Source organism: Actinomyces sp. ICM39 (genome assembly GCF_000282935.1).
GTDB classification, from domain to species: domain Bacteria; phylum Actinomycetota; class Actinomycetes; order Actinomycetales; family Actinomycetaceae; genus Pauljensenia; species Pauljensenia odontolytica_B.
Genome location: NZ_ALCB01000124.1, coordinates 1 through 25,830 on the forward strand (window position 1 = coordinate 1; position 25,830 = coordinate 25,830).

Annotated in this window: 23 protein-coding genes and 1 tRNA gene; 15 read left to right on the forward strand and 9 right to left on the reverse strand. The window is 66.3% G+C overall.

Annotated features, from left to right (window positions below; all coding sequences use genetic code 11):
* Positions 1-24 precede the first annotated feature (24 nt).
* Together HMPREF1137_RS08135 and HMPREF1137_RS08140 are read right to left on the reverse strand one after the other, a co-directional pair.
* Positions 25-1,110, reverse strand: coding sequence for a hypothetical protein (locus HMPREF1137_RS08135; protein WP_009054231.1), 1,086 nt, complete (start codon positions 1,108-1,110; stop codon positions 25-27).
* A 218-nt stretch (positions 1,111-1,328) separates the two neighbouring features.
* Positions 1,329-1,402: transfer RNA gene (locus tag HMPREF1137_RS08140), tRNA-Gly, on the reverse strand.
* A 224-nt stretch (positions 1,403-1,626) separates the two neighbouring features.
* Here HMPREF1137_RS08140 and HMPREF1137_RS08145 point away from each other — a divergent pair.
* The 3 genes from HMPREF1137_RS08145 (at position 1,627) to trxA (ending at position 3,284) form a co-directional block, all read left to right on the forward strand.
* Complete coding sequence (locus tag HMPREF1137_RS08145; RefSeq protein WP_009054213.1) at positions 1,627-2,046, forward strand: (deoxy)nucleoside triphosphate pyrophosphohydrolase; 420 nt, start codon at positions 1,627-1,629, stop codon at positions 2,044-2,046.
* 138 nt (positions 2,047-2,184) lie between these two features.
* Positions 2,185-2,823 carry a TetR/AcrR family transcriptional regulator gene (locus tag HMPREF1137_RS08150; RefSeq protein ID WP_009054199.1) on the forward strand — a complete coding sequence of 213 codons (639 nt, stop codon included), beginning with the start codon at positions 2,185-2,187 and terminating at the stop codon, positions 2,821-2,823.
* A gap of 95 nt (positions 2,824-2,918) precedes the next feature.
* Complete coding sequence (gene trxA, locus HMPREF1137_RS08155) at positions 2,919-3,284, forward strand: thioredoxin (RefSeq protein ID WP_009054205.1); 366 nt, start codon at positions 2,919-2,921, stop codon at positions 3,282-3,284.
* Positions 3,285-3,399: 115 nt separating this feature from the next.
* Here trxA and HMPREF1137_RS08160 read toward each other — a convergent pair whose 3' ends face one another.
* Positions 3,400-3,930, reverse strand: a complete 531-nt coding sequence (locus HMPREF1137_RS08160) for a GNAT family N-acetyltransferase (protein ID WP_009054236.1) — start codon at positions 3,928-3,930, stop codon at positions 3,400-3,402.
* A 163-nt stretch (positions 3,931-4,093) separates the two neighbouring features.
* Between HMPREF1137_RS08160 and HMPREF1137_RS08165 the strand changes: the two genes are divergently transcribed.
* From HMPREF1137_RS08165 to HMPREF1137_RS08175, 3 genes are read left to right on the forward strand one after another with little or no spacing between them, the layout of a single operon-like run.
* Positions 4,094-5,170: an efflux RND transporter periplasmic adaptor subunit gene (locus tag HMPREF1137_RS08165; protein ID WP_009054225.1), complete on the forward strand. Its 1,077-nt coding sequence runs from the start codon at positions 4,094-4,096 to the stop codon at positions 5,168-5,170.
* Positions 5,167-6,021: an ABC transporter ATP-binding protein gene (locus tag HMPREF1137_RS08170; RefSeq protein ID WP_050980964.1), complete on the forward strand. Its 855-nt coding sequence runs from the start codon at positions 5,167-5,169 to the stop codon at positions 6,019-6,021. The genes HMPREF1137_RS08165 and HMPREF1137_RS08170 overlap by 4 nt, the downstream gene beginning before the upstream one ends.
* Positions 6,018-7,349, forward strand: coding sequence for an ABC transporter permease (locus HMPREF1137_RS08175; protein ID WP_009054235.1), 1,332 nt, complete (start codon positions 6,018-6,020; stop codon positions 7,347-7,349). Before HMPREF1137_RS08170 ends, HMPREF1137_RS08175 begins: the two co-directional genes overlap by 4 nt.
* Before the next feature lie 79 nt (positions 7,350-7,428).
* Here the strand turns inward: HMPREF1137_RS08175 and HMPREF1137_RS08180 are convergent, their stop codons facing one another.
* Positions 7,429-8,265 carry an HhH-GPD family protein gene (locus HMPREF1137_RS08180; RefSeq protein WP_009054211.1) on the reverse strand — a complete coding sequence of 279 codons (837 nt, stop codon included), beginning with the start codon at positions 8,263-8,265 and terminating at the stop codon, positions 7,429-7,431.
* A 254-nt stretch (positions 8,266-8,519) separates the two neighbouring features.
* Here HMPREF1137_RS08180 and HMPREF1137_RS08185 point away from each other — a divergent pair, with 254 nt between their 5' ends.
* The 5 genes from HMPREF1137_RS08185 (at position 8,520) to HMPREF1137_RS08205 (ending at position 12,368) form a co-directional block, all read left to right on the forward strand.
* Positions 8,520-8,834 carry an NINE protein gene (locus HMPREF1137_RS08185; RefSeq protein ID WP_009054209.1) on the forward strand — a complete coding sequence of 105 codons (315 nt, stop codon included), beginning with the start codon at positions 8,520-8,522 and terminating at the stop codon, positions 8,832-8,834.
* A 217-nt stretch (positions 8,835-9,051) separates the two neighbouring features.
* Positions 9,052-9,804, forward strand: coding sequence for a TM2 domain-containing protein (locus HMPREF1137_RS08190; protein ID WP_009054232.1), 753 nt, complete (start codon positions 9,052-9,054; stop codon positions 9,802-9,804).
* 46 nt (positions 9,805-9,850) lie between these two features.
* Positions 9,851-10,432 (forward strand): dCTP deaminase, encoded by a 582-nt coding sequence (gene dcd, locus HMPREF1137_RS08195; RefSeq protein WP_009054237.1) that lies wholly within the window; start codon positions 9,851-9,853, stop codon positions 10,430-10,432.
* Positions 10,433-10,480: 48 nt separating this feature from the next.
* Positions 10,481-12,079, forward strand: a complete 1,599-nt coding sequence (locus tag HMPREF1137_RS08200; protein ID WP_009054227.1) for a hypothetical protein — start codon at positions 10,481-10,483, stop codon at positions 12,077-12,079.
* Positions 12,080-12,155: 76 nt separating this feature from the next.
* Positions 12,156-12,368 carry a TOBE domain-containing protein gene (locus tag HMPREF1137_RS08205; protein WP_004565611.1) on the forward strand — a complete coding sequence of 71 codons (213 nt, stop codon included), beginning with the start codon at positions 12,156-12,158 and terminating at the stop codon, positions 12,366-12,368.
* A gap of 108 nt (positions 12,369-12,476) precedes the next feature.
* Here the strand turns inward: HMPREF1137_RS08205 and HMPREF1137_RS08210 are convergent, their stop codons facing one another.
* Positions 12,477-14,981 carry a (Fe-S)-binding protein gene (locus tag HMPREF1137_RS08210; RefSeq protein ID WP_009054195.1) on the reverse strand — a complete coding sequence of 835 codons (2,505 nt, stop codon included), beginning with the start codon at positions 14,979-14,981 and terminating at the stop codon, positions 12,477-12,479.
* Between the two features lie 175 nt (positions 14,982-15,156).
* Between HMPREF1137_RS08210 and purF the strand changes: the two genes are divergently transcribed.
* Together purF and purM are read left to right on the forward strand one after the other, a co-directional pair.
* On the forward strand, positions 15,157-16,728 hold the full coding sequence (gene purF / locus HMPREF1137_RS08215) for an amidophosphoribosyltransferase (protein WP_009054203.1): 1,572 nt from the start codon (positions 15,157-15,159) through the stop codon (positions 16,726-16,728).
* Between the two features lie 99 nt (positions 16,729-16,827).
* Complete coding sequence (gene purM, locus HMPREF1137_RS08220) at positions 16,828-17,988, forward strand: phosphoribosylformylglycinamidine cyclo-ligase (RefSeq protein ID WP_009054197.1); 1,161 nt, start codon at positions 16,828-16,830, stop codon at positions 17,986-17,988.
* A gap of 447 nt (positions 17,989-18,435) precedes the next feature.
* Here purM and HMPREF1137_RS08225 read toward each other — a convergent pair whose 3' ends face one another.
* From HMPREF1137_RS08225 to HMPREF1137_RS08240, 4 genes are all read right to left on the reverse strand, one after another.
* Positions 18,436-18,714 (reverse strand): DUF3073 domain-containing protein, encoded by a 279-nt coding sequence (locus HMPREF1137_RS08225; RefSeq protein WP_034497466.1) that lies wholly within the window; start codon positions 18,712-18,714, stop codon positions 18,436-18,438.
* A gap of 234 nt (positions 18,715-18,948) precedes the next feature.
* On the reverse strand, positions 18,949-19,377 hold the full coding sequence (locus tag HMPREF1137_RS08230; RefSeq protein ID WP_009054201.1) for a DUF3618 domain-containing protein: 429 nt from the start codon (positions 19,375-19,377) through the stop codon (positions 18,949-18,951).
* Positions 19,374-19,826, reverse strand: a complete 453-nt coding sequence (locus HMPREF1137_RS08235) for a phage holin family protein (RefSeq protein ID WP_009054207.1) — start codon at positions 19,824-19,826, stop codon at positions 19,374-19,376. The genes HMPREF1137_RS08230 and HMPREF1137_RS08235 overlap by 4 nt, the downstream gene beginning before the upstream one ends.
* A gap of 92 nt (positions 19,827-19,918) precedes the next feature.
* Positions 19,919-21,631, reverse strand: coding sequence for an ATP-binding cassette domain-containing protein (locus HMPREF1137_RS08240; RefSeq protein WP_009054234.1), 1,713 nt, complete (start codon positions 21,629-21,631; stop codon positions 19,919-19,921).
* 482 nt (positions 21,632-22,113) lie between these two features.
* Here HMPREF1137_RS08240 and HMPREF1137_RS08245 point away from each other — a divergent pair, with 482 nt between their 5' ends.
* Entirely contained in the window at positions 22,114-25,011 is a 2,898-nt protein-coding gene (locus HMPREF1137_RS08245; protein ID WP_034497475.1) for a CRISPR-associated helicase/endonuclease Cas3, read from the forward strand.
* The coding region (gene casA / locus HMPREF1137_RS10130; RefSeq protein ID WP_081493534.1) for a type I-E CRISPR-associated protein Cse1/CasA at positions 24,998-25,830 on the forward strand (833 nt) is incomplete at its 3' end. The genes HMPREF1137_RS08245 and casA, both read left to right, overlap by 14 nt.

The window sequence follows — 25,830 nt, forward strand, 5'->3', positions numbered from 1 at the left end:
ACATAACCCGTCTTGCAACCAACCCTAGAATCCGGCCTCTCCCTCCTCGAACGGGGGTGTGATAGTTCCGTGTCGGTCGATAAATCGCGCGGGCTTCAACGGCGCGTCTCGAACGACATTGAGGAGCCGGTCGAAGGTTTCCATCGCGGCGTGACGTTTGGAGGGAACGAACTCCAGAGCGGACGCGTACGGACTGATCTCATGACCCTGACCTGACAGGGCGTTAGCCAAGCTTGCTAGCGGGTTGGCTCGTGTACCTTCTTCAATAGCTCTCTCGATCCAGGAGCGACATTCGTTGACATCGTCAGCCCAGGTACGGAATACCTGCCCGGTGAGTTCTTGGTGCCAGGAGTAGTCGTCCGAACTGCTGGTTAGTGTCCATCCCGGCCACAGCGCATCGAAATCCTCCAGGTGCATGTCCCTGTCCTGGAGCGACCACCAACGCAACGAGCGTGCTTGGTAGTCCACGAATATCCCGGTGGTCGGAACATCGTCATCCGTGGTCTGCTCCCACGCATCCGATTCATCCGGTAGCCGGGAGGCGACCTCGCGAGCCAAAGCCAGGAAATTCTCAGGACCGCATCCAGTAAGATCGTCCAGGAAGCCGTAGGCGCGCCAGGTGACCAAGGTACCGTCTGTCATGCGCACGGTGATGGGATCAACTCCGTGCCACTCATCCCATGGCTCTAGACCGGGCGCGCGATCACACGGCAAACGATCAGAACGGTGTGTGAAGATGGTGGCCGGATCGACGCCCGCAGCTCGAAGAGTTCCACGGGTTCCTTCGGCTGACCAGGCGGCCGTCCACCCAGGCCAGGTGTGCTCAACGAGGTAGTTGATAAGTCGAGGCATGTAGAGTGCCTCACTCTCCTCTGCCCACACCACCAGTTTCCTGGTCTCGTCGATCAGAAGTGTGCCCTCAATCCACGTCGCCCCCTTCCAAGCATGCGGATCATCAACACCCATCGGAGACATACGACGCACACGCTCGTAGGTGGCTTCCATACCGTCGATCGCAATGTCCAGTCCGACCGTTTGGGCCGCCGAGTGGTTGTAGTAGATCTCCCAACCAGAGTAAGTCTTAAGCAAAACACCTAACCGGGAACCCATCGTGACACCTCCAAGCGGGAGAACAATTTGTCCGACACTATACGTTCCTGAACGTCCTTGCTAGCCGGTGGTGCGTTCGATCAGGGTCGCGCACGCACTGGCCTGGCCACCTGCGCCACTACCGCACAAATCGCTTACACCCCATGACACTGCCGACCAACATTGGTCAGACCCCCGCAAACGAAAAGACTCCGGACTTATCAAATCCGGAGCCAAAATGGAGCGGGCGACGGGAATCGAACCCGCCTCTGAAGCTTGGGAAGCTTCCATTCTACCGATGAACTACGCCCGCAATTCATCGTCCCGAAGGAATCGACCCGTCGATCATATCGTCACGCTGGATAACAGCGCAACCGGCGTTGGCTGGGCAGGGTGTGGGAGTGCTGGGCGGAGGGTGTGGTGACGGATCACGGTGGAGGCGTGGGGAGTACGTGGGTGGCGGTGTCGCCCGGCCGTAGCATCCTCCCGCGCCCGCGCGCCCGATACACTGGGCTCGCCCAACCGATTGGAGTTCCCATGCCTCGTCCCGTGGTGGCGGCCGCGATCGTTGATTCGCTGAGCGAGCCCACGATGCTGCTCGCCTGCTCACGTGCCTACCCGGAAGAGCTGCGCGGCCAGTTTGAGCTGCCCGGCGGCAAGGTCGAGGATGGCGAGGACCCAACAGCCGCCCTGACGCGCGAGATTGCCGAGGAGCTCGGTGCCCGTGTCATCATCGGTGAGCGCGTGTGTCCCGAGGATGGCCAGTGGTGGCCGATCTTGGGCGGGCGCGTCATGGGAGTGTGGCTCGCCGAGGTTGCGGCCGGCTCGCCCGCGCCGCGCGTGGGTGCGTCGCATCTCGAGGCCAGGTGGGTGTCCCTCGCGGACCTCGCCGTGCTGCCGTGGATCGTCGCTGACGTGCCGATTGTCGAGGCCGTGGTCGCCCGCTGCGCTCGCTGACAGTCCGGCGGTGCGCTCGGGGCCCTGGCAATGGGCGCCCGTGAGCGTCGGGACCGGTGTTGTTGCGTGAACATGCAGTTCATCCCGCACACTCGTCCCATTTGACGACACATAGGGGCGAGGTGTCAGAATAAGCGCATGCCGAAGATTATTGGGGAGTCCCTCGCCTCTCACCGCGAGCTGACTCGTGCGCGCCTCTTTGAGGCGCTGGGGTCGCTGATGGGGGAGCAGTCCTTCGAGTCGATCACCATGAGTCAGATCGCTGAACGTGCGGGTGTTGGGCGCACGGCGGTTTACAACCACTTCGCGGACAAAGAGGTGTTGCTGCTCGCCTACATGCGCGAGGTGACCAGTGAGTTTGCGCGTGTCCTGAAACAGCGTCTTGAAGCCGAGCCGGATCCCCTCATACGTCTGCGCATCTACATTCGCTCCCACCTGCAGATGATCGGCCGCTACCACGTGAAGGCCGGCATGGGCCTGCGTCGCCAGATGTCCGGGCAGGGTGCCTCGCATCTGCATGATCATGCGGGTCTCGTGGGTGAGGTCCTCATCGGCATTCTTGACGAGGCCATGGAATGCGGGCAGATCGCCGAGCAGAATACCCTCGGTGCGGTTCACCTGATCCACGCGACCCTGCAGGGCCAGCGCCTCCCTAAGGATCCGGAGCATCGGGAGTTGGCACTCGCGCTGGTGGAGACCTTTATTCTGAGGGGACTGGGCGCAACGGAGGAGAATGTGCGTCACGTCACCGCCTCTGCTCTCCCTTCGGGGGAATAGAGGGCGCACCAAGCCCGTTGAGTAAGACAATTCATGCGAGTCCCCACGGGCCCGCCCCAACGACCGTCGGATAAGCCGGCGACAAGAGGAGAATCATGGCTACCGTTACCCTTACGCAGGAGAACTTCGAGCAGACCGTGTCCGCCGACGGCATCGTCCTGGTGGATTTCTGGGCGACCTGGTGCGGCCCGTGCCGTCAGTTCGGCCCCATCTTCGAAGAGGCCTCCGAGAAGCACCCGGACATTGTGTTCGGCAAGATCGACACTGACGATCAGCAGCAGCTGGCGATGGCCGCGCAGATTACCTCGATCCCGACCCTGATGGCCTTCCGCGATGGCATTGCAGTGTTCCGTCAGTCCGGCGCCCTGCCGCTGTCCGCCCTGGAGGACCTGATCTCCCAGATCCAGAACCTGGACATGGATGACGTGCGCAAGAAGATTGCCGAGTCCGAGCAGAAGTGAAGACGCGCAACTAACTGAGAGGGCCCCGAGGCATCACGCCTCGGGGCCCTCTCGTCTGCCAGTGTCGGCGCGTATGCCTGCGGAACTGACGCGCCGCGTGTACCGCGTGCGCGGCTTACGCGTCGAGCGCTCGCGGGAGGCGGCGGGTGATGAGCTCACGGTCGGCGTGGTCGCCCACCATGAAGGAATACTCGCCGACGATCTCAAAGCCGTGGCGCGCGTAGAAGCGCTGCGCCCCGTAGTTTTCGCTCCACACGCCGATCCACAGGGTGCGCGGGCCGTCGCGCTCGAGCCACTCGAGCGCCGTGTTGAGTAGGAGCGTGCCGCGGCCACCGCCCTGGTGTCCCTGCAGGATGTAGAGGCGCTGGAGTTCCCCGTCGCCGGGTGCGACGTCGGGGTGGGGGAGGTTCGCGGGGCATGCGGTCGCGTAGCCGATCAGGGCCTCGTCAGTCGCGTCCTCGAAGAGGAGCCACGTCGCCCGGTCCGGATCTGCGAGCTCGGCGCGCAGGACATCGGGCGTGTAAGCCTCGTCGAGGAAGACCGCCAGGTCAGTGGGATCGTAGAGGTGGCCGAAAGTCTGCGTGAAGCAGGTACGCGACAGGGAGGAGAGCGCCTCTGCGTCTGCGGGGGTAGCGCGGCGGATCATGGCTGCCTTTCGTCGGTTCAGAACCCATCGTAGGGGCGAGGGCGTGCGAGGCCCACCCGGCGGGACAGTCCCTGAGAAAACCCTGAAAGGTCGGGGATGGCGTTGCTGCGTGAATGAGGCGCACCTTACAATTGGGCGACGCCGTTCATCGAAGGAGACGCACGTGGCACACAAGACCCGCACCGCCCAGGTGCTCGACATTGTCAAGGTTCTTGCCTGGGTAGTTATCGCCGTGGCCTTGGTGAAGTTTGCGTTCTTCCCCGCCGCTCAGGAGGATCAGAGCAGTGACGACATGGACCCGGGCGGTAACTTCGGGCAGATGACGATCGAGGTGGGCCGCGCCGACATCACGAACACCGTGAGTGTGACGGGGACGATCCAAGCCGACGATCCGGTCGTGGCCCGCGCGACCCTGGACGGCAACGTCGTGCGCACCTTCGTCAACGACGGCGACAAGATTGCCAAGGGCGACGCCATCGTCCAGATCCGCAAGGAGATCCCCGGTGAGACCCGCCAGGTCACCGACGAGGAAGGCAACGTGAGCGTCGAGACCTCCGAGCCGACCTACAAGTACGAGACCGTCGTGTCCCCCGGCGATGGCACGGTCTCGACGGGTGTGCTGGTCGGCCAGCAGTTCGCAATTGGCGACACGGTCGCGACCGTCGCGCCCGCGACCTTCTCCGCGGTCGCAGCCCTGAGCGCGGACCAGATGTACCGCCTCCAGGACGCTCCTTCGACGGCGACCGTCACCATTAAGAACGGCCCCGCGCCCTTCGAGTGCTCGGGCGTCAAGCTGGTGAGCCCGACCGGCAAGGCGCAGGACCCGAAATCGAACACCGGGTCCGATAACGGGGCCTCGTCCTCGACGGACCTGAAGGCGCGCTGCGCGATCCCCTCCGACCAGACGGTGTTCGCCGGCCTCCAGGTCACCCTCGAAATGACGGCGGGCTCGGCGACGGGCGTCCTCGCGGTGCCGATCTCCGCTGTCGAGGGTCGCTACCAGTCGGGCACCGTCTACCTGCCGACCTCCGACCCCTCCAAGCCTGAAAAGCGTGCGGTGACCCTGGGCATCACGGACGGAAAAATGGTCGAGGTCAAGGAGGGCCTAACGGAGGGCGAGGAGATCCTCGAGTTCACCCCGACCTCGAACAAGGACAACCAGGATGGCCAGACCGGCCCCTACGGCGGCATGGACTCCGGCATGGCCGGGGGCCCGGGCGGCGCGGCGGGCACGCAATGAGTCTCGTGTGCCTGCGGGATGTGACCCGCACGGTGACCCTGCCTGACGGGGACGACTTGCACATTCTGCGCGGCGTCAACCTGGACGTCGCGCAGGGCGAGCACGTTTCGATCGTGGGCCGCTCGGGCACCGGCAAGTCCACGATGCTCAACATTATCGGCCTGCTGGATACCCCCACGTCGGGCACGTACGAGCTGGACGGTGTGGATACGACGCGCCTGGGCGAGGGGCGCCGCGCGCGCATGCGCGGGGAAGATTTCGGCTTTGTGTTCCAGCAGTTCAACATCTTCTCGGCGCGCACGGCTGCCGAAAACGTCGAGGTTCCCCTCCTGTACGCCCCCGGCCCGCAGCTGCTGCGCAGGCGCTCGATCGCCGTCGACATGCTCGAGCGCGTGGGCCTGGGCGAGCGCGCGGACTCCTACCCGGGCGAGATGAGCGGCGGCGAGCAGCAGCGCATCGCGATCGCGCGCGCCCTCGTGCGCCGCCCGCGCGTCATCCTCGCCGACGAGCCGACGGGCGCCCTCGACCCGGATACGGGCCGCGTCGTCATGGCCCTCCTTGAGGAGGTCGCCCGCGAGTCCAACGCCGCGCTCATCGTCATCACGCACGACATGGCCGTGGCAGCGCGGGCGCAGCGCGCCTACGAACTCTACGACGGCACGCTGCACGAGGTCGAGGATCCTTCCGCTCTCGCGCACCGCGCGGAGGCCGGGCACGGTAGCGACGAGGCCGGGGCCGAGCAGGTGGGCACAGAACCCGCTGTGGCTGAACCTCCGCTCCCGCCCGCCGAGGGAGACCCGGAAGCCGAGCAGGCCTCGGCCCCCGCGATGTCGGAGGAGGGTGAGCAGTGAACGCCGTTAGTCAGATCCTGGGTGCGCTCATCGAGGCCTGGGGCGAGGTCAAGGTCCAGAAGGCGCGAGTCGTCCTCTCCCTCGTGGGCGTGGTCGCGGCTGTGGCCGCCATGACGATCGTCATCGCGCTCGGCGACCTGCTCCTGCAGTCCTCGCGTGAATTGGCGGAGCTCTACGAGGGGCGCTCCGTCACCCTGCGCCTGACCCCCGAAAGCTCCTCGAACGCCTCGCAAGGACCGGCGGCCGGCGGCCCCTATCAGGATGCGTCCGATCCCGCCGCGGCCACCGGCGCGCAGACGGCGAAGCGACCCGACGAAAAGGACACCATCGGCGAGGCCATGGGCACCCTGGCCGAACGCACGGACATCCGCTACTGGTCGCGCTTTTCCAGCGGGGGCGGCGACATCGTCGAAACCCGCCAGGCCAGGGCCAGTGGACAATTCCGCGGCTATCCCCTGACGAAGATCGGCGACATGGTTGACGGCGTCGCGTTCCAGGGCGTGGACCCCTCCTATGCGGTCATCTACCGCACCCGCATGCTCGCGGGACGCTGGGTCGAGAGCAGCGATGCCGACCAGCGCCTGATTCCTGTCGTCATTTCGCAGACTCTCTGGGATCAGCTGGGGCGCGCCCCCATCGACCAGGTTCCGATCGTCCTGCATACGAGCGACGGTGTCGCGATGCGCGTCGTCGGCGTCACCAAGTCGAAGAGCTCCTTCGACATGCCCACCGTGTTCGCGCATTACGACGCGGCGCGCGTCTCCTTCCCGCAGATGACCTCCCCGGCCATGATCGCCTGGGTGGGCACCGAGAACGCCGACCAGGCCCGCGAGACCCTGCCGCGCGCCCTGGCCTCGATCCTCGGCGAGGGCTGGAAGGTCTCCGTCTCCGGCGGCGAACACGAGGACATCGGGGAGGAGCAGCTGGGTACCATCTCCAACGTCATCATGGTCATCGGTGGCATCATCGTGTTCCTGGGCGCCCTGGGCCTGCTGAACGTCGCGATCGTGACCGTGCGCCAGCGCGTGCGCGAGATCGGCATCCGCCGAGCCGTCGGCGCCTCCGCGGCACGCGTCTTCTTCGCCGTCTTCATGGAGTCCGTCGTCGCGACCTTCGTCGCCGGCGTCATCGGCGTGGGCATCGCGGTCGTCGTCGTGCGCTTCCTGCCCCTCGAGGCGCTGGGCGTCACGCTCAGTGACACCCCGGCATTTCCCGCCGGGGCCGCCATCGCGGGCGTTGCCATCTCCACGAGCATCGGCGCCCTGTGTGGCATCATCCCGGCGCTCGCGGCCGTGCGCATCAAGCCGATCGACGCGATCCGCTACTGATTCATTGACGAGGCCGTGGGTGCCTCCCGGGGCCGCGGCCCTTGGGTGAAGGGTCCCTGGCCTCGTCCCTGCCTATGGGTCATCGGGGGAGGGTGACCCGATTCGTGTCCTGGTCGTAGACGATCATGCCTTCTTTGATGAGGGCGCGGTAGACGCGGGTGGGCTGGTAGCGATCCCCGCCGTCGATGCGGGCGACGTCGAGCACGCGGCGTTTGGTGAGGCCTTCCTTGCCCTCGAAGTGTGCGGTGCGCAGGGCTTTCATGATGCGGCCACGCGCCTGGCGGTCGGTGCCCGCGTAGGGCTGGGGCGTGGGGCGCTTCTCGTCCTTGGGGTAGCCGACGGCGGCCCATGCGCAGTTGTCGCGGATCGTGCACTCGTCGCACGATGGGCTCAGCTGGGTGCAGACCAGAGCCCCGAATTCCATGAGCGACAAACTCACCTCGGCTGCTGAGTGCCCATTTTCTGGAAGAAGTTGCTCGGCGCGGGTATTTTCTGCTTTTGAAGGGGTTGAGTGGGGAGGGAACTCTCGTCCGTCCAGAAATCTGACCAGCACGCGACGCACGTTTGTGTCCAAGACCGGCACGCGGATTCCGTGGCGGAACGCGAGCAGTGCGCTGGCGGTGTAGGTGCCGACGCCCGGCAGCAGAGTCAGTTCCTTCATGGTGAGGGGAACCTCGCCGTCGTGCTTTTCGACGATCGTCGCGGCGCAGGACTTGAGGCGCAGGGCGCGTGACGGATATCCCAGGTTTGCCCAGGCAACAATGATGTCTGCCGATGATGCGGCCGCGAGGTCAGCGGGAGTGGGCCAGCGTTCCATCCATTCGAGCCAGATCGGTTGGACGCGTGCGATGGGTGTCTGCTGGCTCATGATCTCAAAGACGAGGGTTCCCCAGTCAGAGACATCGGCTGTGCGCATTGGTAGGTCGCGTTTGTGCGTCGTGAACCACTGAGGCAGGTCGCAGTGGAGTGCTTGTGTGGCCTCCGCCGTTGGATTTATGAACACCTAGTCAGTCTATGGAACAAAGCTTTATCGTGACGAACGAAAGGAATTAAGCTGTGAGCTGCTGCATAATATCGGGGGAAGGTTGTACAAAATCGGAAGGGTCCGCTAGTCTGACCATGTTTTTGAAAAACACCCCCGTGGGGTTCCATCAACACATAGGAGACAACATGTCCGCTCCTCAGCAGCCCGGCTACAACGCCCCCGCGCAGGGCAAGTCCCGCATGGTCGCCGGCCTCCTCAACCTGTTCCTCGGTGGCTTCGGCATCGGTGACTTCTACCTCGGCTACACCCAGTACGGCATCTACAAGATCGTCATCTCCCTCGCCTTCGCGGTGCTGGGCTTCCTGGACCTCGGCTTCCTCTCGACCATCATCAGCCTGCTCAACTTCGTGTGGTGGGCCGCTCTGATCGCCATGGCCGTCATGACCTTCATGGGCAAGTGGATCTACGAGAAGGACGCCAACGGCGTTCCCACCGTCTGAGTTGTGCCTGTGTGCGCATTAAGCGCGCGCTAACAACGTCACGCGCGGGGCTCGGCTTTATGCCGGGCCCCGCGTTTTTGTTCCGATGGTGTGGCGGGTATCCGGGGGCAATCAGGGGAGATTCGGGGTGGACGCAGCTTCCGCGCCTGAGCCTGTGCACGCTAGGCTGTGTCAGTACGGCCGTTCGCGGCCCCCACGACAATCGAAAGGCTCACCCATGACGACGCCCGACCCGCAGGCCACCCCCTTCAACCCTGAGGATCCTGCGAAGGTTACCGTCCCCGAGGCTCCCTCGGCCGATTTCTCGATTCCCGACGCTCCCGCCGTCGAGGCTGCCGCAGAGATCCCCGCGCCCGAGGTTCCCACCTTTGAACCTGCCGCTGAGATCCCCACGCCCGAGGTTCCCACCTTTGAACCCGCCGCCGAGGTGCCCGCGCCCGAGGTTCCTACCTTTGAACCCGCCGCCGAGGTGCCCGTGCCCGAGGCGCCGAGCTTCCCCCAGGCCTCGGCCCCCTCTTTCGATGAGGCCACGGCGACCCCCGGCTCGACCACGTACGGTACGGCCTACGATGCGGCTTCCGCCCAGCCCGGCCCCGATGCCGCCGCGAACCAGGCGCCCTACGGTGCACAGCCCGGCTTCACGCAGCCCGGCTTCGAGCAGGCCGCCTACGCGGCGGGCCAGCAGGCCTACGGCCAGCCCGGTTACTCTCAGCCCGCGTACGGCCAGCCGGTCGTCGCCGGCCCGCCCAAGCAGTGGATCGTTGCCCTGCTCCTTGGCCTCTTCTTCGGCGGCTTCGGTGTCCACAACTTCTACCTGGGCTACACCAACCGAGCCATCATTCAGCTGATTCTGACGATCATCGTCATCGGTGCGCCCGTCACCGCCGTGTGGGTCCTCATCGAGCTCATCATGATCCTCATGCGTTCCGGCTCGTACGGCTACGACGCGCAGGGACAGCCCCTGCAGTGACCCGCTGAGGCTGTTGTCGCGGCGCTGAGTATGCGACAATCGAGTCATGCTGCTCAGTGACCGCGACATCAAAGCCTCCCTGGACTCCGGGCGTATCCAGCTCGACCCGCTGGACCGCGACTTGGTTCAGCCGGCCAGCATTGACGTGCGCCTGGATCGCCTGTTCCGTCTTTTCGATAACCACCGCTACCCGGTGATCGACCCTGCGGCGGACCAATCGGACCTCACCCACCTGGTGGATGTGGGCCCCGACCAGCCTTTCGTGCTGCACCCCGGCGAGTTCGTCCTGGGCGCCACATACGAGCTCGTGACCCTGGGCGACGACATCGCTGCGCGCCTGGAAGGCAAGTCGTCGCTGGGACGCCTCGGCCTGCTCACCCACTCGACCGCCGGCTTCATCGACCCGGGTTTCTCCGGCCACGTGACCCTCGAGCTGTCGAACACGGCGACGATGCCGATCCTGCTCTACCCCGGCATGAAGATCGGGCAGCTGTGCTTCTTCGACCTGTCCTCCCCGGCTGAGCACCCCTACGGCTCTCAGGGGCTGGGCTCTCACTATCAGGGTCAGCGCGGCCCGACGCCCTCGCGCACCCACGAGCGCTTCACATGCACGCGCATCGAACGGTGACACTCTATGTCGGCCATTCCTCCCCCGCCGCCGTCCCGGCTTGAACGCATGCGCGCCGAGCGCGCTGAGCGTGCGGCCCGCGAGCTGAGCTATCCGCCAGCACCGGATCCCGCCGACCTGCCGGAGCCTCCCGCTCCCGAGCCGGCTGACCTGGAGGCACCGCCCCCGCCGGAACCCTCCGATCTGCAGGCTCCCCCTGCGCCGGAGCCGCCCGAGCCGACGCCCGTGATGGGCGTGCCTCAGGTGCAGGTCGCGCCGCAGCGAAGCGTCGGACACGAGGCCGAGGTCGGCATTCCCCCGGTGGCTCCCAGCCAGACTCGCACGGGCGTCATTCAGGGCGTCGCTCTGCCGGGCATGACCCCGCGCGAGCAGGTCACCAATAGGGACGAGGCCCCCCAGGCCTCGCCGGTGAGGCGTTCCCTCAAGGAACGCATGGCCGCCGCCCCCCATTCTTTCGCCGATCCGACGCCGTTGAGCGCGACGGACAATCCGCTCACCCAGACGAACGTCGGCCTGACGACGATGACTTCGACGGACGCGGCCTTTCAGATCGACGCCGACGGCGAGGTGACGAGCGCCGAGGCCGCCATCCCGATTGCCGCCGCCATCGAGCTGGACGAACCCGCGGGCGTCATCGACCTCGAGGACGCGCGCAGCCACCACCTCTTCCTCGTTTCCGACGCGGTCGATCCCGCCGAGCTCGAGGCCCTTGCGATCTCCATGTGGGACGAGGCCGGATGGATCGCCCCGGGACGCCTGCGCCTCTCCTCCGACGCCGAGCTGGAGGGCCCGTGGACCCTCGACCAGCCGACGCGCGCGGCGCTGGGCACCCCGGCCTCGCTGTCTAACGCGTGGGTCCTGCGCTGTCCGCAGGCGCCCGCCCGCCAGCAGAGCAACGGCGTCATGGGCGAGTGGGACAAGGCGTTCCCCGACGGTGTGCCCACGGGCCTGGAGTATCGCGTGCTCGAGGCGCTGCGCCGCATGGCCCGACGACTCGCCGGTGGCCTGCGCATCGCGGGCAGCGGCTACGTCATGGTCCCCGACGCCGACTCGGCCGTGAACCTGACGGTGTACTCGCCGCGCTGGATCAACCCCGAGGACCTGCTCTCCGCGATGCGCGAGCGCGCCGGATTCGAGCAGATGAAGGACGCGCGCGACATCACGCCCGAGGCCCCCAAGCCCGCCCCGCTCAGCCCCGCGCAGGTCGAGCAGATCGAAAAGCTGAAGGCCGAACTGGGTCCGGTGCGCAAGGATATCGCCTCCAAGATCGCCAAGGCCCGCGAGGAGCTCGAGGCCCAGCGCGACAAGCCGCAGGTCGTCGATGGTTACGCTCTCATGAGCCCGATCGGTCACCGCTCGGACATGATGATCGAGGTCCACGCGGTCCCCACGCCGCCGCGCGTCCTGCGCTGGGAGCCGTGGACGGCCGGAGCCATCATCGAATATCAGGTCCGCTGGCTGCCCACCTCCGCGCCGACGCCCGGTGCGGGCGCGATGAGCCGCACCGCGCGCCTGGAGCGCCTTCGCTCGACCCAGGACGTGGAGAAGGCCGCCGGAATGATCGCGACCCTCGTGGGTGGCAACGTCATCGACGAGGACGGCTTCCTCGTCGGCCTCGAGGAAATCTCCCCGGAGGACGGGAAATAGGCCAGCCGTAGACGGCGCGTGCATCGCCCGGTAGTGTGTCTGTGTCTGCATACCCGAATGAACGAAAGGGCACACCATGAAGCTCTCTGCACGCAACCAGCTCCCCGGCACCGTCGTTGAGGTCTCTCAGGGCGCCGTGAACGGCATCGTCAAGATCGAGGTCGCCCCCGGCCTGGTCATCTCTTCGTCGATCACGAACGCCGCCATCGAGGAGCTCGGCCTGACCGTCGGCTCCAAGGCCGTCGCCGTCATCAAGGCCTCCAACGTCATCGTTGGCGTCGAGGACTGATTTCATCGAGACGCAGTGTGGCCCCGCAGGTGTTCCTGCGGGGCCACCCTTTTGTTTGTGGGGATGTGCGTGTGGCGCACGCCGTGGGGTGCGCGCCGTGCGCGTGCGCTACTGCCCGCGCTTGACGGACTCGAGCAGCATGACGGCCACGTCGCGCACCTCGGGGAGCTTTCCACCTGGCGAGGCCGTGGCGGCGTTGGTGTTCGCGCCGCCCTGGTCGGCGTCGGCCGAGACGAAGCCGGCGGACGTGCCCGAGGCGGAGCCGAGCATCTGGGAGCAGAAGGGGCAGGCCGTCGCGACGACGTCCGCGCCCGTGGAGGCTGCCTCGACGATGCGGGCATCCGCGATACGGGTCCCGCGCGTCTCCTCGAACCAGGCGTGCGCGCCGCCCGCGCCGCAGCACATCGCGCGGTCGCGGTTGCGCGGCATCTCGACGAGCTCCACGTTCGGCAGGGAGCCCACGAGCTCGCGCGGCGGCTCGTAGACGCGGTTGTGGCGTCCCAGGAAGCACGCGTCGTGGTAGGTGACCTTCAGGGGTGCGCCGACCGAGAGAGCGCTGTCCGCGGGCTGCGCCCCGGCCTCGTCCGTGGAGTCCGCACCCGTAGATGCAGCGGAAGTGGGGGCCACCGGCGTGAGCAGGCCGTCGCGCACCAGGCGGTTGAGGAGCTGCGTGTGGTGGACGACGTCGAAGGAGCCGCCCAGCTCCGGGTACTCGCCGGCGATCGTGTTGAAGCAGTGCGCGCAGGAGACGACGATCTTCTGGGGCTTGGCTTCCGTGAGTGTGTCGATGGCCTGGGCGGCCAGCATCTGGAAAAGCGCCTCGTTGCCGGCGCGGCGTGCCGGGTCGCCCGTGCAGGACTCACCCGAGCCGAGGACCGCGAAGGACACGCCCGCGGTGTGCAGCAGCTCGGCGACGGCGGCGCTGGTCTTCTTCGCCGTGTCGTCGTAGGCGCCCGCGCAGCCCACCCAGAACAGGTAGTCAACCTCGGAGGCATCCTCGATGTCCTCGCCGACGACGGGGATGTCGAAGTCCAGCTTCTTCGCCCACTCCATGCGCTTGCGGGCGGGCTGGTTGTAGGGGTTCGCCTTGGATTCCATGCCGCGGAACGCGCGGCCCAGCTCGCGGGGGAACGCGCCCTCCATGAGGACCTGGTGGCGGCGCAGGTCGAGGATGTGGTCGATGTGCTCGATGTCGACGGGGCACTGCTCGACGCAGGCGCCGCAGTTCGTGCAATCCCACAGGACTTCTTCGGAGACGACCTCGGGGACCAGGGGAGCGGTGACCGCGGAGACGCCCTCGGGGCCGGTCGCGCCCGACAGGGACAGGGCGGAGACCAGGTCGAAGGAGTGCGGCGAGGCCGGCACGCCCTTGTCGAGGAGGACCTCGCCGTCGCCCAGCTTCTGGTGGCCCTCCTCCTGCTCGACGATCTGCACGTTGGAGGCGGACTCCATGTGGTCGCGCAGGCCCATGATGAGCAGCTTGGGGGAGAGGGGCTTCTGCGTGTTCCACGCGGGGCACAGCTCCTGGCAGCGGCCGCACTCGGTGCACGAGTACAGGTCCAGGCGGGCCTTCCACGAGAAGTCGTCGATCGTTCCCACGCCGAGGACCGTGTCTTCGGGGACGTCGTCGAAGTCGTCCTCGCTAGTCACGGGCTTTCCGTCAATGAGCATGTGGTCGGCCGGTCCCAGGGACTTCGTGCCGTCCGCGTTGCGACGCGTGTACAGGTTGAGGATCGCGACGAAGCGGTGCCACGCGACGCCCATGCCCGTCTGGATGCCCACGACCGTCAGCCAGGTCATGGAGGTGATGACCTTGACGGCGCTGACCAGCACGATCGCGTTTGTCAGGGAGGCGGCCGAGGAGGAAGCGGCGGCCGCGAAGAGCGCGCCGAGCCAGGCGGTGAGCGGGAAGTGCAGGGCGGTCGCGTGGGCCTCGAGGCCCGGCGTCACGCTGAACAGCGCGTATTCGAGGCCGCGCAGGGCCACGACGCACGCGCACACGATGAGGATAACCCACTCGACGAAGAGCGCCTGCCAGCGGGTCGAACCCAGGAAACGGGAGGCCAGGCCGCGCGGGGAGGAGTCGCGCGGGTGGGGCGTGGCCTGGGACGAGGGAGGGGTGCCTTCCGGGTCGGCCGCAGCGGCAGCGCCGTCGGGATCGTCGTTGGAGAGGGCCGCCTCGGCGGCCGTGCCGCGCCCGGCGCGCTGGCGCACGATCATGAGGAGAATGATGCCCGCCAGGCCGCCCCACGCGAAGACCTCGGTGAGCCACTCCCACGGCGCGAAGTGGCCGAGGAGGGGCAGCGTGAAGGTCTGGACGCGCAGCTGCGCGTAGCCCGTGACCAGGGTGAAGAAGAGGATCGGGAAGGAGACCATGACCAGCCAGTGGGCGGCCTTGATCCAGGGGCGCCCCTTGAACTCGCGGTGGGTGAGGGCCGCGGAGATGACGCCCCACGCTCGCTTGCCGACGGGGCTCAGGCGTCCCGGGTCGGGCGTGCCCGCCGAGACCGTGCGCCACATGTGTGTCAGGCCTCGCGCGAACGACAGGATGGCCAGGGCGCTCACGAGCAGGGCGAGTCCCCACATGATGGCGCTCAGCGTCGGATTGGCCACGTTTCCTCCTCAAGATTGCTGCACTCCATTGTGTCATCTCGACCCAGGAGAGACCGATTCTGCCCCGCAAAGCGTGCGCAATTACGCGCTGTGCGTCGGGTTGGTGAGCCTGCGTGTGCTCGCCACAACGTGGATATATGCCACGGTCGCGCAAAAAGTGTGGGAGAGTGAGAGCGTGCTTCCCGTCTCGCAGCCAGACATGACACTGTCCGACCAGGAACTCTTCGGAGACGACCACCCGCACGATCACTGCGGGGTCTTCGGAGTATGGGCCCCGGGCGAGGACGTTTCCCGCCTGACCTACTTCTCCCTCTACGCCTTGCAACACCGCGGCCAACAGAGCGCCGGTATTGCGACGTCGAATGGCAAACAGATCCTCGTGTATAAGGATCAGGGCCTCGTCTCGCAGGTGTTCTCGGAGCAGTCCCTGCAGGGCCTGCGCGGCCACATCGCTCTGGGCCACGTCCGCTATGCGACGACCGGCGCGGACGTGTGGCGCAACGCCCAGCCGACGCTGGGCCCCACCCCCACGGGCACGCTCGCCCTGGCCCACAACGGCAACCTCACCAACACGGTCGAGCTGCGCGAGCTGGCCGTCGAGATCGCCGACGACGGCGAGGACTTCGAACGTGGCGCCTCCACCGACACCTCCCTCGTGACCGCGCTGCTGGGCATGGCCGACCGCATCCCGGGGCCGACCCCCTTCATTGCGTCCCCGTCCGTGACGCCCGGGCATGCGGGTGCGGACGAGGTCGCCCCGGCCTCGTCGATTGCTGACGACCTTGAGCCCGCGCCCCTCGTCGGCGCCGCCCTGAAGGTCCTGCCGCGCATCAAGGGCGCGTTCTCCCTGGTCTTCATGGACGAGAACACGCTGTACGCCGCGCGCGACCCGCACGGCTACCGCCCGCTCGTGCTGGGCCGCCTGGCCTCCGGCTGGGTCGTCGCCTCCGAGACCGCCGCCCTGGACCTGTGTGGCGCGACCTTCGTCCGCGAGGTCGAGCCCGGCGAGCTCATCTCGATTGACGCGTCGGGCGTGCACTCCCGCCGCTTCGCCGTGCGCCGCTCCAACACCTGCGTCTTCGAGTACGTGTACCTGGCCCGCCCTGACACGACGATCGGCGGGCGCCGGATCGTGGCCGCGCGCCACGAAATGGGCGCCGCCCTCGCGCGCGAAAACCCCATCGAGGCGGACCTGGTGATCCCCACGCCCGACTCGGGCACGCCCGCCGCGATCGGCTACGCGCAGGAGTCCGGGATTCCCTTCGCCCAGGGCCTCGTGAAGAACGCGTACGTGGGCCGCACGTTCATCCAGCCCACGCAGTCGCTGCGCCAGCTGGGCATCCGCCTCAAGCTCAACCCCCTGCGCGAGGTCATCGAAGGCAAGCGCCTGGTCGTCATCGACGACTCGATCGTGCGCGGTAACACGCAGCGCGCGCTCGTCAAGATGCTGCGCGAGGCCGGGGCCGCCGAGGTGCACATCCGCATCTCCTCCCCGCCGGTGCTGTGGCCGTGCTTCTTCGGTATCGATTTCCCGACGCGCGCCGAGCTCATCGCCTCGTCCATGAGCGTCGAACAGGTGCGTGAATCCATCGGCGCCGACTCGCTGGCCTACCTGTCGATCGACGGCATGGTTGGTGCCACCGGACAGGGCACGTCCCTGTGCATCGGCTGCTTCACCGGCGAATACCCCGAGACGATCCCCGCCGGGACCCCCGTGCCCGGAACCCCCGACGCCACCCCCTGCTAACCTCCACGCCCGCGACGCCACCCGGCGCCGCGGGCGTTGCTCTCAACCCGACCACCCAGACACGGCCTCGTCGAGCGCCATCCGCGAAAGGCACCACCCATGACCGACACCCCCCTGGACTATGCGACCGCTGGCGTCGACACCGCTGCGGGCGACCGCGCCGTCGAACTGATGAAGAGCGCCGTCGCCGCCACCCACGACTCCACCGTCCTGGGCGCGACCGGCGGATTCGCCGGCATGGTCGACGCGTCGGCGCTGCTGGGCATGGAGAAGCCGCTGCTCGCGACCTCCACGGACGGCGTGGGCACGAAGATCGCGATCGCGCAGGCCATGGACGTGCACGACACGATCGGCCAGGACCTGGTCGGTATGGTCGTCGACGACATCGTTGTGATCGGCGCGCGCCCGGTCCTCATGACCGACTACATCGCCTGCGGGCACGTGGTCCCCGAGCGCATCGCCTCCATCGTCACCGGCATCGCGCGCGCCTGCGAGGCCACGGGCACGCCCCTCATCGGCGGCGAGACCGCCGAGCACCCGGGCGTCATGGAACCCGACGACTACGACATCGCGGGCGCCGCGACCGGCGTCGTGGACGCCTCCAAGCTGCTGGGCCCCGAGCGCGTGGCCGACGGCGACGTCGTCATCGCCATGGCATCTTCGGGCCTGCACTCCAACGGCTACTCGCTGGTGCGCTCCGTCGTCTCCCGCGTCGGCGCCTCGCTGGAGTCCCACGTCGCCGAGTTCGGCCGTACCCTCGGCGAGGAGCTCCTCGAGCCCACCCGCCTGTACACGCGCCTGTGCCTGGACCTGGTCGAGCGCTTCGGCGTCGAGGGGATTCACGCCTACTCGCACGTCACCGGCGGCGGCCTGGCCGCGAACCTGTCGCGCGTCCTGCCCCAGGGCGCCATCGCGACCGTCGACCGCTCCACGTGGACCATCCCCGCCGTGTTCGACTGGGTGCGCCGCGGCGGCGACGTCACCTGGGTCGGCATGGAGGACTCCCTGAACCTGGGCGTCGGCATGGTCGCCGTCGTCTCCGCGTCCGTGGCCTCCGAGGTCCTGTCCGCGATCAACGAGGCCGGGGTGGCCGCGTGGGTCCTGGGCTCCGTCACGTCGGCCGGCGCCGACGGTGTGGTCAGTGGGTTTGGCCCGGTCGCCGACCTGAGCGCGGACTCCTCCGGCGTGCGCCTCATCTCCGGCACGAAGGGCGTCCAGGCGGGCGCCGTGCTGCTGCACGGCGAGTACCGCGTCGGCTGAGCGTTGCGTGGCCTGAGCTGAGCGGCGCTGAGCGGCGCGCCTGCTCTGAGTGCGCGTGAGGGGTCGAGGCCTGCGGGCCTCGGCCCCTTGTCGTGTGCGCGCATACAGATGCATGTGTGCCTGGCTTTGTCCTGTGTGGGCGTGTAATTTGCTGGGTTCTGGAGGGGGCTGTCGAGAGGCCTCCGTCACCCCGGCATCCCGCACTCGGTACGGAAGCCGCGTTCTGGCTTGTTCCTAAGTGGTGTTACACCATTTAGCTGGGTATTACACCACTTCCCAGGCGGTGTAATGCTCCCTAAGTGGTGTAATGCTCCCTAAGTGGTGCACACCTTATCGAGTATGGGCATAAAACGCGCCTCGGATAATCACGTGTGCGCGCGTCAGAAATAGTGCCGCGGGTACGCCAAAGCGGCGGACCGGTTCTCGGTCCGCCGTGTGGCTGAGCCGTTACTTAGTGGAGGAACCACCCGTCCAGAAGGACTCATCGAGCTGCTCCGGATCGATGTCGTCCTCTTCCGCGGGCATCTCGGCGAAGTCGGCGTATTTCGAGTAGAGGTCGTCGTCGATTGCATTGTCCTCTTCGGGCTCGTCCGCCGGCACGTGTGCCAGGTACGAGTCCTCATCCGCCAGCTCGCGCTGAAGTGCGTTTAGGTCGGTGTCGGGGCTGAAATACTTCAGCTTCCGAGCGACTTTCATCTGCTTAGCCTTTTGACGGCCGCGCCCCATGGCGTCGACCCCCTCCGCGTCGTTCGGGTCCGCGTGAAGCGGTTCCCTGGGTGTTCAAAATGTTTCGTGGGACCATCATAGCTAATGACGGGCCTTGACCTCACCTTGGATTGCGTTTTGCGCGCTCAGCGGAGCGGTGCGATGGGCGCGGAAGCCCACGAAACTGGGGAAACAGAACCGGCGCAACCCTCGGCCAGTGTGGCCGGAGTTACGCCAGTTCGCGTCAGTTGGTGCTTACAGGGCCTCGGTCACGTCGGACTTGACGGCCTGAAGCGTCTGCGCGGCGGCCTCGCGGGCAGCGCGGCGGGCCTCGCGACGGGAACGACGCGACGAGCGGGTCGCCAGCAGGACGATCACGCCGATGGCGCCGACCGCGGACAGGGCGACGACGCCGACCTTCTTGATGGCCTCGGCGTTACCGCCGGCGGCGTCCTGCAGGGTCAGCGACGCGGACTGCTTGAAGGACGCGAAGCGGGCGCTGGCCTCTTCCTTCGCCTCCTGGGCGAGGGCCGCGGGCTGGACGCGCGCGTACAGCTGGTCGATCGTGGCGGCCAGTTCGGCGCGCTGACGCTCGAGGTCGGCCGCGATCTGGGCCTCCGTGCGCGGCTCGGCGGGGGCGGCCTCGCCGACGGTCACGTTACGAGTATCGAGGTTGGTGCTCACTTGCCCAGTCCCTTCTCGATGGCTTCCTTGGTGGCGGCGACCGACGCGGCCGGATCCGGGCGGTGCTCCTGCGCGCTCTTGAGGGAGCGGGATCCGACCAGGGCGAGGATCAGGACGATCAGCAGGAGGATCGCAACGACGATCAGCGACGCCGCCCACGCGGGGACGACGAGCGCGAGCGCGATCTCGATGGTGTGGAAGATCCATCCCAGCAGGTACAGGGCGAAGACCGCGGCGACCAGGAGGAGGGCGATGCCCTTGCCGCTCTTGGATGCGAAGGCGCGCAGCTTCGCCTTGTTCAGCTCGATCTCGCCGCGGATGATCGCGGAGATCTGACCGGTCACGGACGCGAAGAGGGCGCCGATGCTGGGGCGGGCCTCGCCTGTGGCCTGTGCGGTGTCGGCGGGCGGCGGCGGGTACTGCCCGGGCTGGGGGGTGGGCTGAGTCATGGGTGCTCCTGCGCGTACGGGTGAACGAGGCGAGGCCTCGTGTGATACGCCTAGTGTCTCATGAAGGAGGTCAGCTCGCAGTGACCGTTACGTTACTCCTGCGGGGCAATCGAGCCGGGCAGGTCGGAGAGGATCTTGCGGGCGCGCACGACCAGGTCGGAGACCTCGGGCTCGGCCAGGGCCGGGTCTTCGGCTTCGACGACGGGGATGCCGCGCATCGCGGTCTCGGTGCGGGGCTCGGGCGAGGCCTGGGGGACCTCGGTCGCCTGGGTTGCTTGGGCGGGAGCTGCCTCCACGCGGGTGGGCGCTGCCTCCACGCGGGTGGTCGCGGCGTCGAGGGCGGCCTCGGCTGCTTCCTCGGGTTCGGGGGCCTGCTGAGCGTCCGAGGTCTGCGCCCCGGCCTCGTCGGCGGTGCCGAGCGGGTGCCACGCGGGGGCCGAGGCGGACCCGGTGGGGGAGATGACCTCGTCGAAGGAAGCGGGCAGGGCCGAGGGGATCGGGCCGAGGAGGGCCTTCGGGTCCTCGGGGGTGGCCTCCAGGGACGCGGCGATGAGCGCGGCGGACGGGTTGGGGGCGTCGAGCGCGACGCGGCCGTTCGTCAGCAGGATCGCGCGGTCCGAGGCGGCGGCGACCTCCACGGACGGGGTGGCGATGACGACCGCGCAGCCCGCGTTCGCCAGGGAACGCAGGAGCGGTTCGAGTTCGGTGCGGGCGGCCGGGGGCAGGGAGATGGGGTCTTCGACGAGGAAGACCTCGGCGCCGGACACGATCGCGCGGGCAATGAGGGCCTTGAAGCGCTCCCACTCGGAGAGCTCGGAGGGGTGGACGTCGACGCGCTGGGCGAGGCCCGTGATCTGCAGGGCGCCCACGAGGTTGTCCCAGTCGGCGACGGAGCCCGTCGCGGACAGGGGCGCGAGGATGTTCTGGCGGATCGTCAGGGACTCGTCGAGCGGGGAGTCCGCGCGGATCAGCGCGACCGAGCCGATGCGGCCCGCGAGGCGCGCGGCCAGCGAGCGCGAGGGCGCGGCGACGATGCGGCCGAGCTGCGGCTCCTCGAGGCCCGCGAGGATCAGGAAGAGGGCGCGGGCACGGCGGCCCGTCGGGTCCAGGATCGCGCTCAGCGAGCGGGCGCGGAAGCCCAGGTCGATGTCGGCGAGGAGGACCGCGCCGGTTACGTGGTCCGTGTAGGTGATGCCCAGGCCGGCGACCTGGACGCGGCCGCCGCGGCCCTTCGCGGAGAAGGAACGGCGCGAGCGGTACCAGGGGCGCGGCTCAGCGGGCGGCAGGTGCACGGGGGCTGCGACGACGTTGTTGGCGTTCGTTGCCGCGGTGTTGGCCGCGGTGTTGCCCGTGGTGTTGGTGCTGTTGGCGGGCGTGAGCTCCTGGGCGGGCTGCTGCGGCGCGGCCTGCGGGGTCGCGGTCTCGGGCGCAATGTCGCTGGCGGTCTCGGCTGTGGTCTGCGCTGCTGTCGCCGCGTCGGTCGTGAGCGCGGCGGGGGCGGCCTCGGCCTCGTCGGTGGTGACGAGGGGGGCGGAGGACACGAGGGTCTCCTGCAGGTCCTGCGCGCCGTCGTCGGCGAGCGTTTCTGCGGGGGCGTCAGTGGTGGGGGCGTCGGCCTCGTGGGTGGCGCCGCTGAGGATCTCCTCGAACGACGAGAGGGCGCTGCGCGGGGCGGGCGCCTCGTCGGAGGTGTGGGCGGGGGTCGAGGCGGCTCGCTCGGCGCCGGTGCGGGCGGCGTCGGCCGTCACGTCGGCCAGCTCCTGGCTGTCCGAGCCATGCAGGTTTTCACGCGGGTCATTCGACATGCCCCCATTGTTTCAGGATCGCGCCCCTCGTGTCGCAGTGGCGCGCGGAAGTGGGTGGGGTGATACGTTTGTGAGGTCCTGCGAGCGCTCGACGCGACTGCGGTCGCGGTGTTCCCCGGTAGGGGATGATCCCGTGTAGTGCATCAGGAGGGTGTTTTCCCTGTTGTGATCGCTTTTCCTTGTATTTTGGAATTTCGCTTCTATCGCTTGAAACTATCCGATGCCTGTTTCTATGCGTGTTACGGTTGCCATAACAGCCTTCGGGCTGAGGGTAATCGATGTGAGGTTGCCGGGCTCACCAATCTTATAGAAATTGGGCTTATCGGTGCTCTCGTAGCACTAGATAAGTGTTATGACTCAAGGACGAGAAGATCATGGCCTGTAAGGATGCGGATAGCAGTGGTTTCAGCACTCGTGCGGTTGCAGCATCGCCGGTCTTTCCTTCCGCCCAGCCTGAGCTTGATGCGTCGCTGCTTACAGACTTGGCTAGATGCTTTTGGGCAAAAAGCGGAGACGGCGAATCCACATGGTTGTCCGTTGTGCAGCACTTAATGGACGCTGCAGACATAGCTGGATACCTCTTTGACGAATACTTAAGTGAGCATCATCGAAGACTGATGGCATCCGTCTGGGGAGGAGAACAATCAAAGGCACGTGCCTCTTTTGTGTTTCTTGCTGGGGTGCATGACGTGGGCAAAGTGTGCCCCCAGTTCGCATGCCAGCGCCAAGATCTGGCTCAGCTGATCCGGCACCAAGGCATACCAGTTATGCGGAAAGATGACTACCCCAAGCGGTCATCTCTCCCCCATGGCCTCGTCAGTCAGTTTGCACTGGAGGAGGAAGTGAAAGCTGGGGGTGGGAACGAAAGGCGAGCCCATCATTGGGGAATTCTCGTTGGAATCCACCACGGACGCTACCCGGGTACGAACATGGTCAAGGTTGCGCGTGGTAGCTACAAGAGCGCCGAAGGTTCTGACTGCGATGATCCCCGTTGGGGTCAGGCGCGCTCGGAAATTCTGCGATGGATGGCGGCTCGTAGTGGTTTCCCGCTCGTCGCGCCTGGCACCGCCCTGCCCGAGCTGCCCATCGCGGTGGCCTCCGCCTACGCCTCGGCCCTCGTGATCGCAGACTGGCTCGCTTCCAACGAGGATTACTTCCCGCTTCGGCCTCGACCGGTCGACGAGGCTGGAAAGCTGTCGATCGAGGGGTACCCCGAGCTCACCGCGGATCAGCAGCGCGATCGTGTCCGGCGCGCATGGAAGCGAGCGGCCTTCCCATCCCCTCTGCGTATTCCTGGAACTCACACCGGTGAGGCCGCAGACTTCTACCGTCACCGTTTCGGGTGGCCGGCCTCGTACCGGCCGACCGAGGCCCAGCGCGCCGCCGTCGAGATCGCAACGCGCGAGGACCCGGATCTCATGATCGTCGAGGCGCCGCCGGGGTCCGGGAAGACCGAGCTGGCCTTCGCGGCCGCAGAGGTGCTGATGCGCGCTCGGGGGCTGCAGGGAGTGTTTGTCGCGCTGCCCACTCAGGCCACGACGAACGCGATGTTCGAGCGCGTCGCGGCGTGGCTGACGAGCATCCTGGGCGATGAGCCTCAGAAGCTCGGCATCCAGCTTGCGCACGGGAAAAACAGCCTCAACGAATCCTTCGCGAAGCTCCTTGAGCGCGGTAAGAGCCCCCTCGAAGTGCATGACGACGAGGAGGATCTCGGCCTTCACGCGAGCCGGTGGATGGGCCAGCGCTGGCGATCGACCCTGTCGCCGGTTGTGGTCGGCACAATCGACCAGGTGCTGCTCGCAGCCCTGAAGTCGCGTCACGTGCTGGTGCGTCACCTCGGGCTCATGGGCAAGGTCGTCGTCATCGACGAGGTGCACGCCGCCGACGAATACATGGAGACGTACCTGGAAGCCGCCCTCACATGGCTTGGTATGTACGGGATCCCCGTTGTGCTGCTGTCAGCGACCCTGCCGCCCGCACGACGTCTCGCTCTCCTGAACGCTTATCGTCGAGGCCGTGGTTCGTCGGGTGTGAGCGCTGAGTCGGTCGATGGCGTGATCGGCTATCCGGCAATTTCGACGGTGTCCGCCGCAGGCGTGCGCGTTCATGAAATTGCCGGCGAGGCCGAGGTCCCCAAGCGGATCATCCCGACCTCGCTCGGCTCGCCGCAGGAGATCGCGAAGCTTCTGGACCGCGAGCTCGCCGACGGTGGATGCGCAGTCGTCATCCGCAATACGGTCCGCGAGGCACAGGAAACATACGAGGCCGTGAGCTCCGTTTTTGGTCGTGAGCAGTCGACATTGTTGCACTCGCGTTTCCTGGCCGCCGAACGTGCCGCCCGCGATCGCCGGATGCTCGAACTTTTCGGGAAAGATAGCGTGCAGCGTCCCTTCAGACACGTCGTCGTAGCAACCCAGGTGATCGAGCAAAGCCTCGACGTCGACTTCGACCTCATGCTCACAGACCCTGCGCCCATGGACCTCGTGCTGCAGCGTATTGGGCGACTTCACAGACATGACAGAGCTGAACGTCCATGCGGCCTGTGCGACGCCCGGTGCCTCGTGATCGTCGAGGATCGATTCGCGGTGCCCTGGACGTATTCCAGGGGGACCGACTATGTCTACTCTCGTCATTCTGTCCTGCGCACCCTCGGGTTGTTGGCTGATCGAGGAGAGGTCGTTGTTTCCGAGTCGAGAGATTACGCGGAGCTGACCGCGTTGTCATACTGTGCAGCGCAGTCTGTTGGACCTGCAGATTGGGCGGGCAGCCTTGCGGCAGCTTTGAAGGAAGAAGAACAGGACACAGCGCAATCGCGAACGAGAGCGAGCACGTGGTGTCTCAGCGGGATGAGCGTATCCAAGTGGAAGGCTCCAAAGCTTGAGGAGAAGTTCCAAGGAAACGCAGCGACAGGGGAGGAAGCAAGAGGGCCGGGAGTTGCCGCAGCACGAGCCGCGGTGCGAGACGGCGAAGACCAGATTCCTATTCTCGTTGTCGCCCTAGATCCCGTTTTGAGTAATGTCCCTGTAGCGCCGCCTCTGAGTGGGGTAACCACAGATGATGAGTCGTTACACGTCAGCGAATACAACGCGGGAGGACGCATTGCGGATATATGTTCGTGGAGCATTTCCCTACCCCCACGGGCTTTTCGGACTTGCGGGCAGAGCCTTGATGAGGCGGTGAAGGCAGTTGCAGGTGCCATCTGGGAAGATGTCGTGAGGAGGAAGTGGAAGTGCTGTGAACATCCACTTCTGTCCGGAGAGCTGATCCTTGCGATGTACAAAACCTCCGACGGGGAACGCTTGACGCGTGATCTGTGCGGACACACACTCACGTATTCCACCGAGAAAGGAATGGAGATTTGGGCCAATGAAGAGTCCTGAATATAACCTACTCGACGAGCCGTGGATTCCAGCCCGCCTCCTCGACGGAAGCGTTATCGAAGTCGGGCTGCTGGAACTCCTGCGCAGAGCAAACGAGATTACCGATCTGGCGTGTGAGGTACCCACGCAGAGTATCGCGATTCAGCGATTGATTCTGGCAGTCGCGTATCGTGTGGCGGCTCCCGCTGATGAGGATGAGTGGATTGAGCAATTTGATGAGGGATTGCCTGCCGCAGTGATGGTCAGCTACCTGGAACGCTGGCGTGACCGATTCTTTCTTTTTGGGGGTCGGTATCCCTTTATGCAGGTTGTGGACCTGCGAACGGAGAAAGACGAGGTAAAACCGCTCGATGCGGTTGTTGCATGCGTGCCGAAAGAAGAGAAACGACTTTTCTCGACACGACAAGGTCCTGCCGTAGCTCGACTTTCTCCAGCAGATGCTGCTCGTTGGTTGGTACATGCTCAGGCTTATGATCCTTCGGGGACCAGAACAGGTGCTGTCGGTGATGAGAAGGTGAAAAAAGGAAAAGGCTATCCCATCGGCCCATCGTGGTGCGGACAACTCGGACTTGTGTGGTTGAAAGGAAAGAACCTGAATGAAACATTGGTCTTGAATCTTGTGCCTGTTGATGCGGGTGAGCTAATTGGTGTTGATGATTTTTCTGCGTGGAGTACCTGTAGTTGGGAGGATGCTGAACCGGAAAACTCAACGCGTGGTGATTTCTCCCTCCTCGGTTCTGCGGGCACTCCCAAGGAGCTGAGTATTCCACGCCTGCTGACCTGGCATTCTCGTCGTATCAGGTTGATGGGTGAAGTAGC

Coding starts and splice junctions, on each gene's coding strand:
- HMPREF1137_RS08135 (WP_009054231.1), bottom strand. CDS start 1,110: ATGGGTTCCCGGTTAGGTGTTTTGCTTAAGACTTACTCTGGTTGGGAG.
- HMPREF1137_RS08145 (WP_009054213.1), top strand. CDS start 1,627: ATGCCTCGTCCCGTGGTGGCGGCCGCGATCGTTGATTCGCTGAGCGAG.
- HMPREF1137_RS08150 (WP_009054199.1), top strand. CDS start 2,185: ATGCCGAAGATTATTGGGGAGTCCCTCGCCTCTCACCGCGAGCTGACT.
- trxA (WP_009054205.1), top strand. CDS start 2,919: ATGGCTACCGTTACCCTTACGCAGGAGAACTTCGAGCAGACCGTGTCC.
- HMPREF1137_RS08160 (WP_009054236.1), bottom strand. CDS start 3,930: ATGATCCGCCGCGCTACCCCCGCAGACGCAGAGGCGCTCTCCTCCCTG.
- HMPREF1137_RS08170 (WP_050980964.1), top strand. CDS start 5,167: ATGAGTCTCGTGTGCCTGCGGGATGTGACCCGCACGGTGACCCTGCCT.
- HMPREF1137_RS08180 (WP_009054211.1), bottom strand. CDS start 8,265: ATGCGCACAGCCGATGTCTCTGACTGGGGAACCCTCGTCTTTGAGATC.
- HMPREF1137_RS08185 (WP_009054209.1), top strand. CDS start 8,520: ATGTCCGCTCCTCAGCAGCCCGGCTACAACGCCCCCGCGCAGGGCAAG.
- HMPREF1137_RS08190 (WP_009054232.1), top strand. CDS start 9,052: ATGACGACGCCCGACCCGCAGGCCACCCCCTTCAACCCTGAGGATCCT.
- dcd (WP_009054237.1), top strand. CDS start 9,851: ATGCTGCTCAGTGACCGCGACATCAAAGCCTCCCTGGACTCCGGGCGT.
- HMPREF1137_RS08200 (WP_009054227.1), top strand. CDS start 10,481: ATGCGCGCCGAGCGCGCTGAGCGTGCGGCCCGCGAGCTGAGCTATCCG.
- HMPREF1137_RS08205 (WP_004565611.1), top strand. CDS start 12,156: ATGAAGCTCTCTGCACGCAACCAGCTCCCCGGCACCGTCGTTGAGGTC.
- purM (WP_009054197.1), top strand. CDS start 16,828: ATGACCGACACCCCCCTGGACTATGCGACCGCTGGCGTCGACACCGCT.
- HMPREF1137_RS08225 (WP_034497466.1), bottom strand. CDS start 18,714: ATGGGGCGCGGCCGTCAAAAGGCTAAGCAGATGAAAGTCGCTCGGAAG.
- HMPREF1137_RS08235 (WP_009054207.1), bottom strand. CDS start 19,826: ATGACTCAGCCCACCCCCCAGCCCGGGCAGTACCCGCCGCCGCCCGCC.
- HMPREF1137_RS08240 (WP_009054234.1), bottom strand. CDS start 21,631: ATGTCGAATGACCCGCGTGAAAACCTGCATGGCTCGGACAGCCAGGAG.